The organism is Acinetobacter sp. YH01024, assembly GCF_013420195.1.
GTDB lineage: Bacteria > Pseudomonadota > Gammaproteobacteria > Pseudomonadales > Moraxellaceae > Acinetobacter > Acinetobacter amyesii.
Map to the genome: position 1 here is coordinate 53,934 of NZ_VOYQ01000003.1, position 17,374 is coordinate 71,307.

12 protein-coding genes are annotated in these 17,374 nt (G+C 40.4%); 10 read left to right on the forward strand and 2 right to left on the reverse strand.

Annotated features, from left to right (window positions below; translation table 11 throughout):
* Positions 1-1,244: 1,244 nt before the first annotated feature.
* From FTT88_RS02415 to FTT88_RS02455, 9 genes are all read left to right on the forward strand, one after another.
* Positions 1,245-5,162 (forward strand): DUF3418 domain-containing protein, encoded by a 3,918-nt coding sequence (locus FTT88_RS02415; protein WP_218953879.1) that lies wholly within the window; start codon positions 1,245-1,247, stop codon positions 5,160-5,162.
* Positions 5,163-5,192: 30 nt separating this feature from the next.
* On the forward strand, positions 5,193-6,308 hold the full coding sequence (locus FTT88_RS02420; RefSeq protein ID WP_078189024.1) for a beta-ketoacyl-ACP synthase III: 1,116 nt from the start codon (positions 5,193-5,195) through the stop codon (positions 6,306-6,308).
* Between the two features lie 11 nt (positions 6,309-6,319).
* Positions 6,320-7,087 (forward strand): 1-acyl-sn-glycerol-3-phosphate acyltransferase, encoded by a 768-nt coding sequence (locus tag FTT88_RS02425; protein ID WP_180003116.1) that lies wholly within the window; start codon positions 6,320-6,322, stop codon positions 7,085-7,087.
* A 213-nt stretch (positions 7,088-7,300) separates the two neighbouring features.
* Positions 7,301-9,316 carry a hypothetical protein gene (locus FTT88_RS02430; protein WP_180003114.1) on the forward strand — a complete coding sequence of 672 codons (2,016 nt, stop codon included), beginning with the start codon at positions 7,301-7,303 and terminating at the stop codon, positions 9,314-9,316.
* Between the two features lie 96 nt (positions 9,317-9,412).
* Positions 9,413-11,128: an AAA family ATPase gene (locus FTT88_RS02435; RefSeq protein ID WP_180003112.1), complete on the forward strand. Its 1,716-nt coding sequence runs from the start codon at positions 9,413-9,415 to the stop codon at positions 11,126-11,128.
* Positions 11,129-11,372: 244 nt separating this feature from the next.
* Entirely contained in the window at positions 11,373-12,293 is a 921-nt protein-coding gene (locus tag FTT88_RS02440; protein WP_078189020.1) for a LysR family transcriptional regulator, read from the forward strand.
* Positions 12,294-12,302: 9 nt separating this feature from the next.
* Complete coding sequence (locus tag FTT88_RS02445; protein WP_180003110.1) at positions 12,303-12,629, forward strand: gamma-glutamylcyclotransferase family protein; 327 nt, start codon at positions 12,303-12,305, stop codon at positions 12,627-12,629.
* Between the two features lie 252 nt (positions 12,630-12,881).
* The gene (locus FTT88_RS02450) at positions 12,882-13,892 is read left to right on the forward strand and encodes a sensor domain-containing diguanylate cyclase (RefSeq protein WP_180003108.1); all 1,011 of its coding nucleotides are present in this window, start codon (positions 12,882-12,884) and stop codon (positions 13,890-13,892) included.
* Positions 13,893-14,197: 305 nt separating this feature from the next.
* A complete protein-coding gene (locus FTT88_RS02455; protein WP_257233006.1) occupies positions 14,198-15,364 on the forward strand; it encodes a CynX/NimT family MFS transporter in 1,167 nt (388 codons plus the stop codon).
* 32 nt (positions 15,365-15,396) lie between these two features.
* Here FTT88_RS02455 and FTT88_RS02460 read toward each other — a convergent pair whose 3' ends face one another.
* Positions 15,397-15,852: a DUF441 domain-containing protein gene (locus tag FTT88_RS02460; protein WP_180003104.1), complete on the reverse strand. Its 456-nt coding sequence runs from the start codon at positions 15,850-15,852 to the stop codon at positions 15,397-15,399.
* Between the two features lie 151 nt (positions 15,853-16,003).
* On the opposite strand from FTT88_RS02460, the gene FTT88_RS02465 reads away from it, so the two are divergent.
* Positions 16,004-16,723: a pseudouridine synthase gene (locus tag FTT88_RS02465; protein WP_180003102.1), complete on the forward strand. Its 720-nt coding sequence runs from the start codon at positions 16,004-16,006 to the stop codon at positions 16,721-16,723.
* A 138-nt stretch (positions 16,724-16,861) separates the two neighbouring features.
* Here the strand turns inward: FTT88_RS02465 and FTT88_RS02470 are convergent, their stop codons facing one another.
* Entirely contained in the window at positions 16,862-17,305 is a 444-nt protein-coding gene (locus FTT88_RS02470; protein ID WP_168378877.1) for a GNAT family N-acetyltransferase, read from the reverse strand.
* Between the last annotated feature and the right edge of the window lie 69 nt (positions 17,306-17,374).

Below are 17,374 nucleotides of genomic sequence, written 5' to 3' on the forward strand. Positions count from 1 at the left end.
TCGGAAAATCCGAATTAGTACACTCCAGAACTATTTCAGCAATAACGATTATTTATCATTATTTCATTCGATATAAGCCATATCAATGCCATATAAAGTTGAAAGTAAAATGACAAAATCATCTTTTCAAAGTCTGTAACCAACATGATGCTTGTGGCATAAGATTTCAAGGGTGATCTCTAAAAAAGTTATAAAAAATATTTCAAATTATAGAATGTGTTCATATAAGATGGCATGAACATAAAATGATTCCAGATTTGATCAAGTGCTTAGTCAATTTTTTCGTATCATTGCCATTCTCAGTCTTGCACTTGCATCACTATGTATTCTTAAAGTTGAAGATATAGGTACAAATTTATGTATCTATGAATACTTGCAACCTCAAAAAGCGACCTATTTTAATGAACTATTTGGAACTTCGTCAGATGATCCTACGCTATTGAGTACCATGGGAATCGTTGGAATCTTCTTTTTTTTCATACTGTTGTTATCATTTAGACGTGCTTGGTATGTGGTTATATTATGGCTATATGCGATTTTTCAATTCATCATCATTTTAATGATAGAAACTGCTTCAATTTCAAAAATTATCTATGACAGTATTGTTTATTGTCATAATGGTTGGTTGTTCGCATGGGTGATCGGGCAGAGTATATTTATTGTTTTTAGTATCATTTATATTTTCTATGGGACTGAAACCTAATGGATAAAGCATCCAAATGGATAAGCTTGAGTTGCGTATTCTAGTCAGCATGTGGGTTTATTTTTCTGTACTGGATGAATCAAGAATGTGCTTTCAATTCAAGGTGCTAGCCCGAATCAAATTATTTATTAAGCTGAAATGAATGGTTTTTCATCGGATGAACCTCTTTTATTTATTTTTATTGCGTTGATTTGCTTTTTATTCTCAATTCTTTTTGTGCTTAGCAAAATCTGTTCATCATTTTTTGATCATCTCTTTCATTTTATTGATGTTTTTAATTATGCCGTTGAGTATGTCTTATACAGTGCCATTTTATCAGCTATTACATGACAGTATAGAAGCATGTGGCAATTATTGGTTATTGGCCGCAATTTTAGTTTTTTATCATTTTATTCTGTTCGGCTTCATCTATTGGTTTCAGGCACGCAAAAAATAGATTCATCTTTCACTATTTTTACATACAGCGTAAAATATTCGGTTCTATTTTAATTATTAGGATAATGCATCTGTGCCAAGTCAGTTAAATGTCGATCAATTGGTCATGGTTCGTGATCGCCATCGCTTAAGTCGGCTGAAAAAAGGCAAAGAAGCCAATCCTGAAAAATTTCAAGATTTGTTTGAAAAGTCGAATGCGAAAGTGCGCGAACGGATTGCCCGCATTCCCAATATTAAATTAAATCAAGACTTACCTGTTACGCAGTATGCGGACAAACTAATTGAAGCTATTCAAAAGCATCAAGTGATTATTGTGGCAGGTGAAACCGGTTCGGGTAAAACCACGCAGTTACCGCAAATTGCCATGCTTGCAGGTCGTGGTTTAACGGGTTTGATTGGCCATACTCAACCCCGTCGACTAGCAGCGCGTAGTGTTTCGCAACGTATTGCAGAAGAAGTGGGCGAAAAGCTGGGGGAGTCGATCTCCTTTAAAGTTCGTTTCAATGAACAAGGTTCACAAGATTCCATCGTTCGTTTAATGACTGACGGTATTTTATTGGCAGAACTGGCCAATGACCGATTCTTAAATAAATACGACACGATTATTATCGATGAAGCGCATGAGCGTTCGCTAAATATTGACTTCATCATGGGCTATCTCAAACAGCTCTTGCCACGTCGTAAAGATCTCAAAGTTATTATTACTTCAGCAACTTTAGACGTAAATCGCTTCTCGAATTACTTTAATGGGGCACCTATTTTTGAAGTGGAAGGTCGAAGCTTCCCTGTAGAATTGCGTTATCGTCCAATTTCAGAGCTGAGCATTGTCGGTAGTGATGATGATGAATTTGACGATTTTGAAGAAAATTTACCTCGTGCCGTGGTTTCAGCTGTAGAAGAATGTTTTCAAGATGCGCAGGAAAAAGGTCATCCTGAACATGCCGACATTTTGATTTTTGCCAGCACTGAACAAGAAATACGTGAGTTACAGGAAACACTGCAAAAGTTTGGGCCACGACATACCGAAGTTTTACCTTTATATGCTCGATTGGCTTTGGCAGAACAGCAAAAGATTTTCAATCCATCAGGCGGTGGGCGACGGATTATTATTGCCACCAACGTGGCAGAAACTGCCTTAACTGTGCCAAATATTCGCTATGTAATTGATAGTGGCTTTGCACGGATATCCCGTTATAACTATCGCTCACGTGTACAGCGTCTACCAATTGAGGCTGTATCACAGGCGGCAGCAAATCAGCGTAAAGGTCGTTGTGGTCGTATTGCACCGGGCGTGTGTATTCGACTGTATTCAGAAGAAGACTTTATGAGTCGTCCTGAATTTACCGAACCGGAGATTAAACGAACCAACTTGGCCTCGGTTATTTTGCAAATGCAAAGTTTGGGCTTTGGTGAATTAGAAGACTTCGATTTTATTGAGCCGCCAGATCATCGTTTGGTGAATGATGGTCGTAAGCTTTTGATTGAGCTTGGGGCGATGGTTGAGAAAGGGAAAGCCCCTCTTTCGCAAAGAGGGGTTGGGGGAGATTCTATTGAAAGTAATCCCCCTAAATCCCCCTTTACAAAAGGGGGACTTCCTCCGGCGAAGGGTGGTGGTTTAACCAAAATTGGTCAGCAAATGGCGAAAATGCCGATCGACCCACGTCTTGCACGGATGATTTTGGGTGGAGCGCATTTTGGCGTATTAAATGAAGTCTTGATTATTGTCGCTGCTTTAGCGGTACAAGATCCACGTGAACGTCCTGCGGATAAACAAATGCAGGCCGATCAGAAACATGCTTTGTTCCGTGAAGCTGACTCGGATTTCTTGTTCTATATTAAATTATGGGAAGCTCTAGTCGCAAATCGTGACATGAGTGAAAATAAGCGTCGAACCTTTGCACGCACCCATTTCCTCAGTTGGTTACGCCTCCGTGAGTGGAAAAAAACCCATGAGCAATTGGTGGATTTGGCTCAGGGCTTAAAACTGTCCTTTAATGAAAAGAAAGCCAATTATGAAAATCTGCACCGTGCGCTATTAACGGGTTTACTTTCATTTATTGCCAACAAAACCGATGAACGCAATGTATTCATGGCGGTGCGTCAGCAAAAGGCACGCATTTTCCCTGCATCAACTTTGCATAAAACCAATACACCTTGGGTCATGGCTTTTGAGATGGTGGAAACCTCTCAGGTATATCTTCGTACATTGGCGAAAATTGAACCTGAATGGATTTTATTGGCTGCAGGCGATTTATTGAAGCATCATTATTTTGAGCCGCATTGGTCGAAAAAAGCTGGTGTGGTGAATGCTTATGATCAAATTTCTTTATTTGGTTTGATTATTGAGCCACGTCGTCAGATTAATTATGAAAAAGTGGATCATCCGGCGGCGCATGAAATTTTCCTACGCGATGCGTTGACGACGGGACATTTGGGTATTACGCCGCCGTTCTTAAAACACAATTTATTAAAACTCGAAGAAGTTGAGCGTGTTGAAGATAAACTGCGTCGTCGTGATTTGGTGGTGGATGAAGAAACCATCTACCAATTTTATGCTGCAAAAGTGCCTGAAGAGGTGGCAAGTCGTCGTAGTTTTGAAGACTGGCGTGCAACTGTAGAACCGAAAAATCCACGGCATTTATTTATCGATGATGATGCGCTTTGGATGAATGACCGTCCAACGACCCAGCAATTTCCAGACTACCTACGAAATGGTGAACTGCGTTTGGCTGCAAGTTATCGTTTTGACCCAAGTCATGATGAAGATGGTGCAACGGTCAAAATTCCAGTTCAAGCTTTGCCGCAAGTGGATGAAAATATTTGGTCATGGGGTATACCTGGTTGGCGACAAAATCTCATTGAAGCTTTACTTAAAGCACTGCCTAAGGATAAACGCCGTCACTTGGTGCCAATACCTGATACAGCGCGTAAATTGATGGATCGTGTCGATGCCGTGCATTTGCGCGAGCATATTTTTAGTTTCTTGGCGTTCCAACTGCGTGGTGAGCAAATCACAGATAAGGACTTTTCTTGGGAACGCGTTGAGCAATATCTGCTGCCTTTAATCAAAGTCATTGATGAAAAAGGCCGTGTGATTGAGCAAGGTCGTGATCTAGATGAACTCAAAGCACGCTGTCGTACGGAAACTCATAGCCCAGTCAAACAGTTAAAAGGTGAGTTTAAAACCTTCCCTGATAATTTTGTGTTCGAAGCATCACAAAAAGTCACGGGTGTGGTGGTGAAACAATATCAAGCGCTTGTTCCAGTCAAAAGCTTTGCGGAGTTGGATGCCAAAGACGAATCTGGCGTGGTGATTCAGACCTTCAATGACCAATTTGAAGCAGTAAAACAACACCGCGAAGGGATCATTCGTTTGGTTCATATGCAGCTGGGGGACTTAGTTCGTCAGTTGAAAAAACAGATTTCTAAACCCTTGGCATTGGCTTATTCACCGCTAGGTGACAAAGCAAAACTAGAGCAAATGTTAGTTTATGCCACACTTCAGCTTGCAATAAATGAGCTACCTGTCAATGTGCAGGAGTACCAAAACCTGATTTTAAATGTAAAGAAATCTTTCTTAACCCATGGGCAACAAGCATTAGCCGTTTTAACTGAAACCTATATTCAATGGCAGGATATACGTCGGAAATTGTTGGTTTTAGATGATTCTGTGTTTGGAAAGAACATTGATGACATTGAAGATCAGCTCGATTTGATGCAACTTTCAGATTTTGTTTATGGCAAAACTTCCGATGTGTGGCTCGAATTTCCAAGATATTTGAAGGCATTAGTCTTGCGTTTAGACCGCTTGCCAAATAACCTACAAAGGGACAATTCTGCCATTGATCAAGTTGACCCATGGATGGAAAAATTATTTAAGTTTAAAAATGACACTCGCCTTAAAGAATTGTATTTCATGGTTGAGGAGTTACGCATCTCTATTTTCTCTCAACCAATGAAGACCAAGATGCCAATTTCTCCATCCCGCTTGCAAAAAGTATGGGATAAGCTCGGAATCAGTTAAGATATAGGTATTTTCTAAAAGGAGTTTTACATGGGCATCCGCATTACGGGTACAGGTCTTTATCATCCAGAAGACGTAATTACTAACGAAGAGTTAGTTGAAGCTTTAAATGCTTATGTGGAACAGTACAACAGCGACAATGCTGAAAAAATTGAAGCCGGTGAACTAGAAGCACGCCGTGGTTCAAGTGCAGAATTTATCGAAAAAGCATCTGGCGTGAAAGCACGTTATGTTGCTGAAAAAAGCGGTATTTTAGATCCAAAACGTTTACGCCCAGTGCTACATGAACGTCCAAATGATGAAATTTCGCTACAAGCGGAATGGGGTGTTGCTGCGGCTAAACAAGCGATGGAAAATGCAGGAGTGACTGCAGAAGACATCGATGTAGTGATTTTGTCTTGTTCAAATATTCAACGTGCTTATCCTGCTGTAGCGATTGAGATCCAAACTGCATTGGGTATTCAGGGCTATGCATATGACATGAACGTTGCATGTTCAGCTGCAACTTTTGGTATCAAACAAGCCTATGACGCGATCAAATCAGGCGCTCGTCGCGTGTTATTGGTGAACGTTGAGATCACATCTGGTCATACGGATTTCCGCATGCGTGACTGCCACTTCATCTTTGGTGACGTTGCAACGGCTTCGATCATTGAAGAAACTGAAACCAAAGCTGGTTTTGAAGTGTTGGATATTGACCTGTTTACACAGTTCTCAAACAACATTCGTAACAACTTTGGTTACTTAAATATGAGTGAAGTCGATGCTGACATCGACAACAACCGTTTCCGTCAAGACGGTCGTAAAGTATTTAAAGAAGTGTGTCCATTAGTGGCGAAAATGATCACCAAGCAATTGGATGACAACAAAATTGCGGCAACAGATGTAAAACGCTTCTGGTTACACCAAGCAAATGCCAGCATGAATGAATTGATTCTGAAACTGGTTGTGGGCAAAGAACATGCTCAGCCAGACCTTGTGCCAATTATTCTTGATGAATTTGCCAATACTTCATCAGCAGGTGTCATTATTGCATTGCACCGTACTGCGAATGAAGTAAACCATGGCGAGTACGGTGTACTTTGCTCATTTGGTGCAGGCTATTCAGTAGGTTCTGTACTTGTTCAAAAACATGATGCTGCCTAAGGTCAGCACATTTGCAGGTTGAACATGATGCAAAATGGATAAAGCGTTTAAGCGCTTTATCCCGCATGTATTTCACGCCAACGTTTTTGGGCGCTGAATATATCGATGCATCTAAACCTGCAATGTATGTAGGGAATCACACAATTTACGGTGTACTCGATTCACCGGTGATTATTGATTATCTCTACAATGAACATAAAGTGGCTGTGGTCAGTATTGCTGATCATAGCCATTTTTATTTGCCTGGTTGGCGTGGCATGGTCAAAAAGTTCGGTGCAGTCCAAGGTATTCAGGACTATGTCAGAACAGTGATGCAACAAGGTTATTCCATTTTGGTTTTTCCCGGTGGCGGTCGAGAGGTTTTGAAACGCAAAGGCGAAGCCTATCAACTGATCTGGAAGCAACGTTATGGCTTTTTAAAACTGGCGCAAGAATTTAATTATGACATCGTGCCTTTTGCTGCTTTAGGTGGGGATGAAGTCTTTGAACTGGGTTTTGATGCCAGTGTGATCGTTGAACATCGTTGGTTTAAACAACTATTAAAAATACAAAAACTCGATAAATTATTACGCCATGGTGATGTGATTCCGTCTTTACCCAAACGGATTATCCCCAAGCGCATTCCGTTCTATTTTCAATTTTTACCCCGTCAAAGTTTAAGTCATATTCAGAGTGTGGAGGATTTAAAGCGTTATCGAGAGGCTCTACAACAAGATATTTACACTGCGATAGAACAGCTCAAAAAAATCCGTGCAGAACAACATTCTACAGATCAATAATAGTGACTACTCTGAAACTTTACCCATTTTTTATCCGTCACAGCTCAAAATCATGGTGAATTTTGTCACAACAATAGCCTTTAGATTATTTTATTTAACGCCTTCGTATTGACCTTTTGTACAGCTATTTGGCCGATTAATGGCAGTAGTCGGAGCATTAAACTTTGACTATAGTGAAGGTTGCAAAATAATCAACGATCGTTAGGGCGGAAGATGGAACAGAACAGCTTGACCCCGCAGCTTGAGCATATTGCTCGGCAACTTATTCGAATATCTCCAAGTTTAAAGCAGTTGTATCAAGAGCAAATGGATCTTGCTACAGCACTCAATTCACAAAATATCTTTAAAATTGAGCAAGAGCAGCACCGCATTCAACTGTGTAATGGACTGTGGGCCTTACAACTACAAAGTCGTGAATCAATTGGTTATCAGTTTCCTAGAAGTTCGTTTAGACCTATCAAAATTGCTGAATTGCATTCGACAGTGCCTTGTATTGAGACAATAGAAGATTTCTTATTTCATGAATTATATTTTTTTACTGGAGACCTAAAGCCGCAACATTCACTTTTGCTCAGAGAAAAAGCACAGCAGTTTAGACAATTGATCTTACAGTCGATTTTTCAACATCTAAATGGGCCAGCGCGTGTTCAGCAGTTTTTAGCACAGATGACAGCAGTTGAAGCGCAAATTTTTGATCAGTTGATGCAAGAGCAGCAGATTTATCAGACACCGCTATTACAAACGTATATCGAATGCCAAATCTGTCTACCCCATTGGTTGATGCAAAAGATTGAGCAGATGTTTGCGCTTCATTCACTTACAGAAGCTGAAATATTGCCGATACAGCTCTTGATGGATAGTTTGGACGAGATTTGTTTTGCTACAGCACAATTTTTAGATCCAACGATTTACCGGATCATGAGTTTGAGTTATGAAGATCGGTTCAATTTACAAGAATTAAATGAACATATAGAAGATATTATTTTGTTGCTCGACCATGCATATGAGCGTCCCAATTTGTTGGGTTTTATTCGTTTGATGCATCGGGATGTTTGGGCAGAGCAGGACATATTAAGCCATAGCAATTTTGTGCAAGCCACAGCAATTTGGCAAAAAAAATGTGGAAAACTCCCTTTACTCGATAACAACCGTGCAGTGCGATGGATGTTCAAGCAGTCAGCCGAAGTGTTGGATTGGCTGAGTCGTAATTTTCAACACAGTAATGTACGAGTGGCTGTGACGGCATTAAGTTTTGTCGATACGCAGCATATTTATCCAACATTGATTCTTGCGACCTTACAACATTTTCAATTTATTGCAGCGCGCTTATTTATTCAAAATTGCCATGCGATTGCGCATGAACATGATTGGTTTAATCATGAAAAAAATCTGCAGTTTGTTTTACAGCGAAAATATCAGCCGCACGATGATCATCGTGTAGTGATCAGCCCATCGATTTTGTATTTAGATGAGTGGTTGATCTTAATGCGACAGGTGTTAGGCGCAGAGGATCAGGCCATAAAAAAAGTCTATCTACCTTTGAGCCGTATTATGCAGGCCTATCTGCAACATTTAGTACGTTGTACGCAGCAATTACCGCAGGCTTTGATGGATTATATCCGTCCAGAAACCCAAGAAAATCGCCAGTTTTTAAGTATGTTACGACAGCATAAAATTCAACTGCAGGATTTTCGAAATTTATTTTATTTAAAGCATGCTAATTTAAGAGTATCTGTATTTGATGCATATGTGCGTGACTATGTTAGTGCGACTTATTCTACAGGTCATACAGTCCCTAAAAATATTACCTGGAATGGGGTCTTTCATCAGGCGGTGCATTGGCATGCTAAGCAACAAAAGCAAGAAATGTTAACTCAATTAAAGCGTAAATTTGCGACAACAGTCTGGCAGCCATTTACAACAGAAGACAAAATATATTTTCAAGATTGGGTCTTTGAAGAATTAAAAACCATCGATCGAATTATTGATGAATCTATTCACTTTAAACATTGTTTGGCATCAAGTTATAGCGCCAGTATCATTGCAAGAGTATATGTAGCTTTTCATATGTACCATCCCATTTTGCATGTATCGATGACTTTGGGCTGTCATGTGCAAAACCACATTTTGGTTTTTGATCAACTTGAGTATTCAAATAATACCCAAGCAGAAATAGAAAAAGTAAATATCGCCAAAGAATTTTTAAATAGGTTCAATAGCTTAAAGTAAGATTGGCGAAATACGGATTTAGGAAACTGTGTTGTGCGCTTAACTTTTGAGTCAAAAATCGTTAGGCTATAGCCGTTCTTTTACGGTATAGGTCTTATGAAACAAGAAACTGCACTCAAGCTGCTCAAAGCAGGCGAAAATGTGTTTTTAACAGGTTCGGCTGGTGCAGGGAAAACTTATACTTTAAATCAGTACATCAATTATCTAAAAGCGCGCAAAGTGCCGGTGGCAATTACGGCTTCTACAGGGATTGCTGCAACCCATATGAATGGCATGACAATTCATACATGGGCAGGGATTGGCATTAAAGATGCGATTTCCGAAGATGAGTTAAAGCGCTTAAAAGAACGTAAATATTTAAAAGAGCATTTGGAAAATGCCCAAGTTTTAATCATCGATGAAATTTCGATGTTGCATGCCAAGCAATTAAACTTGGTGAATAAAGTTTTAAAATTTTTTAAAGACAGTGAAGATGCTTTTGGGGGGATTCAAGTCATTGTTGCAGGTGACTTCTTCCAGTTACCCCCTGTGGGACGCAAAGGTGAATTAAACCGTGACAAGTTTTGCTTTATGTCTGAGGCATGGGTAGAAGCGAAGTTTCGCGTGTGTTATTTGACCGAACAACATCGTCAGGGTAATGACTATCTCAATGATATTCTAAATGCGATTCGTGCTCAGCAAATTACTGGCGATCATTTGCATGCTTTAAGGCAGACAAGTTCACAAAATATAGGTGAAACCTTTACGCGCTTGTATACCCATAATATGGATGTAGATAGTATTAACTATAAACATCTAAATGAAATTGAGCAAGAATCTCGCCAGTTTGATGCCCAATGTGATGGTAATGATAAACTGATCGAAACCTTAAAATCTTCAGTGCGTGCGCCGGAAACTTTGACCTTAAAGAAAAATGCCAAAGTGATGTTTGTAAAAAACAACTTTGATGTGGGCTATATCAATGGCAGTCTCGGTGAAGTGATAGGTTTTGAAGAAGATGATGAATATGGCATCTTGCCTAAAGTAAAGCTCACTGATGGCACGACCTTAGTGGTCGAGCCTGAAACATGGTCTGTCGATAATGATGATGGTAAAACCATTGCCAGTTTCCAACAAATTCCACTGCGATTGGCCTGGGCAATCACCATTCATAAATCTCAAGGGATGACCCTTGCAGCGGCTGAAATTAACTTAACGCATACTTTTGAGAAAGGTCAGGGTTATGTGGCATTGTCGCGTTTAAAAACATTAGATGGTCTGCGTTTACTTGGTTTTAATGAACAAGCCTTAGAACTCGACAGTTTGGCGATTAAAGCCGATCGACGCTTTCAGGAACTCTCTGATGAAGCGGAAACCAATTTTGCAGAGGCCGATTTAACCGTTCAACACAAAGCCTTTATTCGCCATTGTGGCGGAACACTGAATGAAGTGGAAATCGAGCGCAATGAAAAGAAAATTGCCAAAACTGGTGCGAAACAAAGCTTTGCCACAGCGACTTTAGATCAAACTCGTGAATTGTTTGAAGAAGGTTATGAAATTCAAGATATTGCAGTGGAGCGTGGCTTAACACCAGCCACCATTATTAACCATTTGGCTCGTCTGCAAAAAGAGCAAGGTTTAGATATCTCGGTGGCACATCCGGGAGAAGACGTGGTTGAGCAGGTGCGTAAAATTTATAAACGCTTGGCGAAACGACAAGACCCAGCACATTATAATGATGACGGCACGGTTAAGCTGCGCCCAATTGTGGAGTTGACCAGTCCACGCATGGGTTATGACCAAGTTCGTTTGGCTTTATTATTTGTGGAATAACACATTCTTTGGATTACATACATTTAAAGCCAGATTGATCAATCTGGCTTTTTTAATAAGAGGCATCGTGTTTATTTTCATCCTTTGCATCTGCTTAAAAACGATGAATTGGTGATTAAAGTTCCAAATAAAACTTTAAATGAATAAAACTTAATAAAATAATGATAAGGTGAGTATAATTCATTAATGCTTTGCGAAAAATATTCGATTGCAAAGTTGCTCCCAAGTTTAGTTGAGAACAATCATGTTGGAATTACGCCATCTCAAAACCTTATTGGCACTCAGAGAACACGGTTCTTTGGTCGCTGCATCTAATGATCTGTGTTTAACGCCTTCTGCACTTTCACACCAGTTGAAAGAGCTAGATCATTGGTATGGGGTAGAGGTGGTGAACCGACGCACACGTCCTGTTACTTTTTCGAATGTTGGGCAACGTTTACTACGCCTTGCTGATGATATTTTGCCGCAAGTTCAAATTGCGCAATCGGACATTACACGGATTGTGCATGGTCAAACCGGCCGAATTATTTTTTCTTCTGAATGTCATAGTTGCTTTGACTGGCTGATGCCGTTATTGAATGTCTACCGTCAGCAATACCCTGATGTAGATTTGGACTTTGCTTCTGGCTTTGAAGCCAATCCGCATGAACTATTACAAACGGGCGAGTTTGATCTTCTGATTACGGCAGACCCAATCAATTTAAAAGGTGTGGAATATTTCCCAATCTTTGAATATGAGTCTCGTTTGGTATTGTCAAATACACATCCATTGGTTCGTGCGACAAATGTGACTGTTCAAGAATTAGCAGAAGAAACGCTGATTACCTATCCGGTCGATAAACATCGTTTAGATATCATGGCAAAATTATTTTTACCGGCCAATATTCAACCTAAACACGTTCGTACTACAGATTTGACCCAGATGCTGATTCAGTTGGTTGCTAGTGGTCGTGGTATCGCGGCATTACCTGATTGGGTAGTGAATGAATATGAGCAAAAAGGTTGGGTGACCTCTCGACGTTTAGATTGTGTTTCACCTGAAGGTTTAAGACGGACCTTGTACGCAGGCTATCGTACCGAAGAGGCTGAAAAAAGCTATTTTGAAGGCTTCCTAAAACAGTTGGCGAAATTCTCACAAAAGCGCAATCAATATTATTCCAACTAAGGAGGATCTATGACACAGAGTCTTTTTGTATGCGGGACATTACGTCTAGGTCAGCCCAATGCTCATGTGATGGAGCACATAGGTGGCGAGTGGAAGAAAGGTGTGGTTTGGGGTGAGTTAGAACATAAAGGCTGGGGTGCGGCGATGGGCAGTCCGGGCATCCGTTTATCGAAGGCAGGTCAAGCCATTGAAGGCTATGTTTTTATCTCTGAAAACTTAGCAGCTCATTGGGCTGCTTTAGATGAATTTGAAGGTACTGAATATCAACGTGTTGCTGTCGATGTACAACTGGAAGGCGGAGAATGGATGCAGAGTGAAATTTATGCATTGAAATAATATCCAGGGGGAGAGTCGTAAAATACGTGGGCCATCCATACATCATGACTTTCCCCAACCTTCGATATGTGTATCGATGATTCTGCTTGCTCTGTTGTTTCCTTGAGTGCAATTTTTTAAAGAGCCGTATCTAAAAGAGTTGTATCTAAAGTGCTTGAATGCACAGAAATCACTTTAAGATCGCTATACAAGTGGATGAATAATTTTTAGAATTGAGCTGTATCTCACATTGAACCCTGTTTGAACTCAATCATGCCCAATTCTATAGAACCCTCACCAACTCAACTCATGTCTGTGATTCAAACTCAGACAGCTATTGCCAAACTGGGTTTAGATCTAAATGCAGTGATGACCGTAGTGGCAGAACAGGCGCAGCAGATTACACATGCTAAAGGTGCAGTTGTAGAGTTGGCTGAAGATGGTGATATGGTCTATCGTGCAGTGTCTGGTGGGGCGAGTCATTTACTGGGTTTAAGACTTCATATTGAAAATAGTTTATCGGGTCTATGTATAGCGCAAAAACAAACACTGTATTGCCAAGATTCGGAAACAGATGCACGGGTAGATCGCGTGGCATGTCAACGTGTTGGATTGCGTTCGATGGCAGTAGTGCCATTGATTCATTGTGATGAAGGTGTCGGTGTTTTAAAGATTTACTCTGACCAAGTCGATGCCTTTCAGGAAGCCGATTTACATATATTGAGTTTGATGTCTGAGTTGATCGCTGCGGCGATGTACCATGCAACACGTTTCGGTGCGACAGAGTTATATAAATTGGCGACTCAAGATAGCTTAACAGGTTTAGCTAATCGGGCTTTGTTTGTCGACTTTTTACGCCAAGGTATAGAAAAAGCACGTGCGCAGAAAAAAGTGCTAGGTATCTTGATGATTGATATGGATGGTCTGAAGCCGATTAATGATCAGTTTGGACATCGCATTGGGGATGCTGCACTGAAAGAAATTGCACAGCGCATTTTGCGTGAAACACGTCAAGATGACTTGGTTGCACGCTTGGGTGGTGATGAATTTGCTGTGATTTTAACCAATATTGCCAACTTAGAGCGTGCGCAAACGGCGATGAATCGAATCGCAGAAAGTTGCGGACTACCGTTTGCATTTGAGCAAATGAGTTTGAAAATTGGTGCCAGTATTGGCATGGCTTTATTTCCAGAAGATGCCGAATCCATCGATCAATTGGTCGAAATGGCAGATTTGAAAATGTACGCCAATAAGCGTGAACGGAAACAAGTAAATATTGAATAACTCACTGCTTAAATAATTCACTAATTGTTATGCAGGTGAATTCCTTCACTACCGCCAAATTATTGAAAGTATCAGAAAAAACATTTTTGATGGGAATACGTGTTGTCTCAAATAATTGCAGATGACATGACTAAGTATCGTTGTTTAATTTAAATCAAAGTGCGCTTAGCATGTGACGGTGCAAGATGATTAAATAATTGAAAAATCATCTAAGGTCATTTGTTTTTTGACTCAAAATAATATTTTGAATTGTTAAGCTGTGCACTATTGCATGGCGAAAAGAGCATGACAATTCAATGAAAGGGATGTCAAAAGATTTATTCATTATTGCGGCAGGTTTTGTTGCTGCAATGCATATCGGGAAACTACCGCCCGCAATACCTGTATTACAACAGCAACTCGGCATTAGCTTTATTCAGTCTGGTTTATTGCTCTCACTAGTACAGGGTGCAGGAATGTGCTTTGCATTGTTGATTGGTAGTTATATCCAAAAAATTGGATTTAAACTGTGTATCTTATTGGGCTTAAGTCTATTGACGATAGCAAGTGCATGGGGGAGCTTTGCACAAAGCTTTGATGTCTTGTTGCTACTGCGTGTCATAGAAGGATTTGGCTTCTTATTGGTGACACTCACAGGGCCTGCATTTATCCGTCAGCTTGTACCGCTACAGCACATCAGCGCAAAGATGGGACTGTGGAGTGCTTATATGGGCGGAGGTATGGGCATAGCCTTATTGGTTGCGCCATTTCTAATTGCTCAATATGGTTGGAGTGTGGTTTGGCTCAGTTTCGCTATGATTACTGCAGCATTACTACTCTGTATCGCTATGTTTATTCCTCAGCCTAATGTGGCGCTGAATACAACACCTATTATTGGTCTCATTCGGGATACTCTGAAACATCCAGCAGCATGGCTTTTGGCGCTCATTTTTGGGACATATGCAGGGCAATGGTTTGCTTTGGTGGGTTTCTTACCGATGATTTATGCACAAAACCAAATTTCAGCTGAATTGGCAGGCGCTTTAACAGCCAGTGTTGCCGTTGCGAATGCAGTGGGCACATGGGGGTGTGGACTGCTATTACAGCGTGGTTTTCAAGCTAAAACTTTAGTCCAACTGGGTTTTGCAGTTTTGATCATTTGCTCCTTAGGGTTTTATCTCTTTAAAGATGCGTTACCGTTTTTATTGCAATATTTAACGGTGTTTAGTTTTTCGCTTTTTGGAGGCTTGGTTGCTGCGACGGTCTTTGCGCAATCACTGCATTTTGCACCTTATCCTGCGGCAATTAGTACGACGGTCGGCATGATTTTACAATGCTCTGCCATATCACAATTTGTTCTGCCACCTGTGATTGCCACTGTGGTTTCACAAACTGGAGCGTGGTTTTGGGCGGGGATCTTGATGTCAGCATTATCATTCGTTGGAATCATGCTTAGTCGACGTTTATTTCAAATGCAGCATGGCTCAAATTAAAATTTTGTTAAACCGCTATGTCAGCAACGGCCTTATTGTTTAATCCCAATCAGTAGCGACAAGATGCCTGCTGCAATGAGTGGGCCGACAGGTACACCACGCAGCATGGCAACACCTGCGACTGTCCCAATCAATAGTCCGGCAACCACATCTGGCTGATTGGACATCAGTTTGACACCGCGACCGCCTAACCATGCGACAAAGATGCCAATGGCGATTGCGACGAGGGATTTCCAACTTAAAAAGGATTTTAAAATCGAATCACCGGGTATTTTTCCGCTAGCGATCGGCGTGAGTACGCCAATGGTTAAAATAATAATGCCAATGTTTAAGCCATATTGTTGCAGATAGGGGAAAAATTCACTTAAAGGCGTGATGCGGAAAATAATCAAGACACCTGCTGCTATGGTGATCGCTGTATTGTGGCTAAAGATGCCACAAGCCAATAACACCAATAACACGATCAGATTTAAATCCAACTGAGACATAGGATATTCGTGAGAAACTTCAATAAATAATCAATAGTGTAGCGCAGAAACATTAAAAACTGGCGTTCAAGATTATTTCCGCTATTTTTCCTGCAAGTTGGCTCGTGGTTCAGTATAAAATAGCAATATATGGTGTTTATTAGGTTGTTCTATGTTTTTGGAAAAAATGCTGCAATCACAAGGTTTTGGTTCGCGTAAATATTGCCAACAGTTGATTAAAAATGGTGCGGTCGAAATACACGCTGAGATTGTAGATAATCCAAAGCAAAAACTGGACTTGAATGATTTAACTTACAGTGTGCATGGTCAGGACTATGTCTATCGTGAGCATATCTATATTGCGTTAAATAAACCCCAAGGTTATGAATGTTCGCATCAGGCAACCCATCATTTTAGTGTTTTTGAATTATTTGATGATGTGCTGTTAAATCGTGGTCTGCAATGCGTCGGGCGACTGGATCAAGACACCACGGGACTGTTGCTGCTCACGGATGATGGTCAATATCTACAAGCGCTTACACACCCTAAAAAGCATGTTGCCAAAGTGTATTCGATGCATACCGCAGATCCTGTGACGCCTGAGCAAATACAACAATTAGAACAAGGCGTGGAGCTTCGAAACGAAAAAGGCATCTTCGCTGCAACCGATGTACAGCTATTGGCTTCACAGCAATTACAAATGACTGTCCATCAAGGGGTCTATCATCAAGTAAAGCGGATGTTGGCGGCTGTCGGTAATAAAGTTGAAACTTTACATCGAGCTCAAATTGGACAATTAAAGCTTGAAGATCTCGCTGAGGGTGAATGGATTTATTTGAATGCAGCGCAAATTGAACAATCGAAATTTCGTGAAAATCTAAATCCACAGTAATGGGTATTGGGCTTTGATACGTCATCATTTGAAGGATGAATGTGCGGTATTAAAGCCCCTTAATATGTCTGCTATCTACTGATCGAAAGATTCGTTTCTAATATGCGTTGATGATGTATTTTAATGCCGAGCAAGGCATTAGCGAATAAAGTAATGATAAGTTTGAAATTCATCATCTTTAATGAAGCCCATCGATTCATAGAGCTGATGTGAGTGATAGTTATTTTTTTGAGTTTCGAGGCTGATTCGAAGCGCACCTTCATGTTGAGCAAAGAGAACCGCGGTATCGATCAATTGTTTGGCTGAACCCTGACGACGATATACAGGGCTGACATAGACATCATCTAAAATATAGTAGGTTGAACAAGCCACAGATGAAAAGCCCAAATACAGTAAGATAAACCCAGTAATCACATCATCTTTTAAGCAAATAAAAATTACACTTTCATTATTTTCAAAACGTTGTCTTAGAAATTTATATGAGATATCAAGATTAGAAGAGGTGCCATAAAATTGGCGATATTCATCAAATAAAACAGCAAGTGGATGAAGGTCTGCTTCTGTTGCGCGTCGAACGATCATTTTTTTCTATACTCCATGCTATTTTTATCAGTCTTGCATGAAGCATATCGAATTTTCGAAATTGGTTGA

What these genes read in the sequence shown, in the direction of transcription:
- FTT88_RS02445 (WP_180003110.1), top strand. Translation starts at nt 12,303, where the DNA reads ATGACACAGAGTCTTTTTGTATGCGGGACATTACGTCTAGGTCAGCCC.
- FTT88_RS02470 (WP_168378877.1), bottom strand. Translation starts at nt 17,305, where the DNA reads ATGATCGTTCGACGCGCAACAGAAGCAGACCTTCATCCACTTGCTGTT.
- FTT88_RS02420 (WP_078189024.1), top strand. Translation starts at nt 5,193, where the DNA reads ATGGGCATCCGCATTACGGGTACAGGTCTTTATCATCCAGAAGACGTA.
- FTT88_RS02415 (WP_218953879.1), top strand. Translation starts at nt 1,245, where the DNA reads ATGGTTCGTGATCGCCATCGCTTAAGTCGGCTGAAAAAAGGCAAAGAA.
- FTT88_RS02450 (WP_180003108.1), top strand. Translation starts at nt 12,882, where the DNA reads ATGCCCAATTCTATAGAACCCTCACCAACTCAACTCATGTCTGTGATT.
- FTT88_RS02440 (WP_078189020.1), top strand. Translation starts at nt 11,373, where the DNA reads ATGTTGGAATTACGCCATCTCAAAACCTTATTGGCACTCAGAGAACAC.
- FTT88_RS02455 (WP_257233006.1), top strand. Translation starts at nt 14,198, where the DNA reads ATGTCAAAAGATTTATTCATTATTGCGGCAGGTTTTGTTGCTGCAATG.
- FTT88_RS02430 (WP_180003114.1), top strand. Translation starts at nt 7,301, where the DNA reads ATGGAACAGAACAGCTTGACCCCGCAGCTTGAGCATATTGCTCGGCAA.
- FTT88_RS02460 (WP_180003104.1), bottom strand. Translation starts at nt 15,852, where the DNA reads ATGTCTCAGTTGGATTTAAATCTGATCGTGTTATTGGTGTTATTGGCT.
- FTT88_RS02465 (WP_180003102.1), top strand. Translation starts at nt 16,004, where the DNA reads ATGTTTTTGGAAAAAATGCTGCAATCACAAGGTTTTGGTTCGCGTAAA.
- FTT88_RS02435 (WP_180003112.1), top strand. Translation starts at nt 9,413, where the DNA reads ATGAAACAAGAAACTGCACTCAAGCTGCTCAAAGCAGGCGAAAATGTG.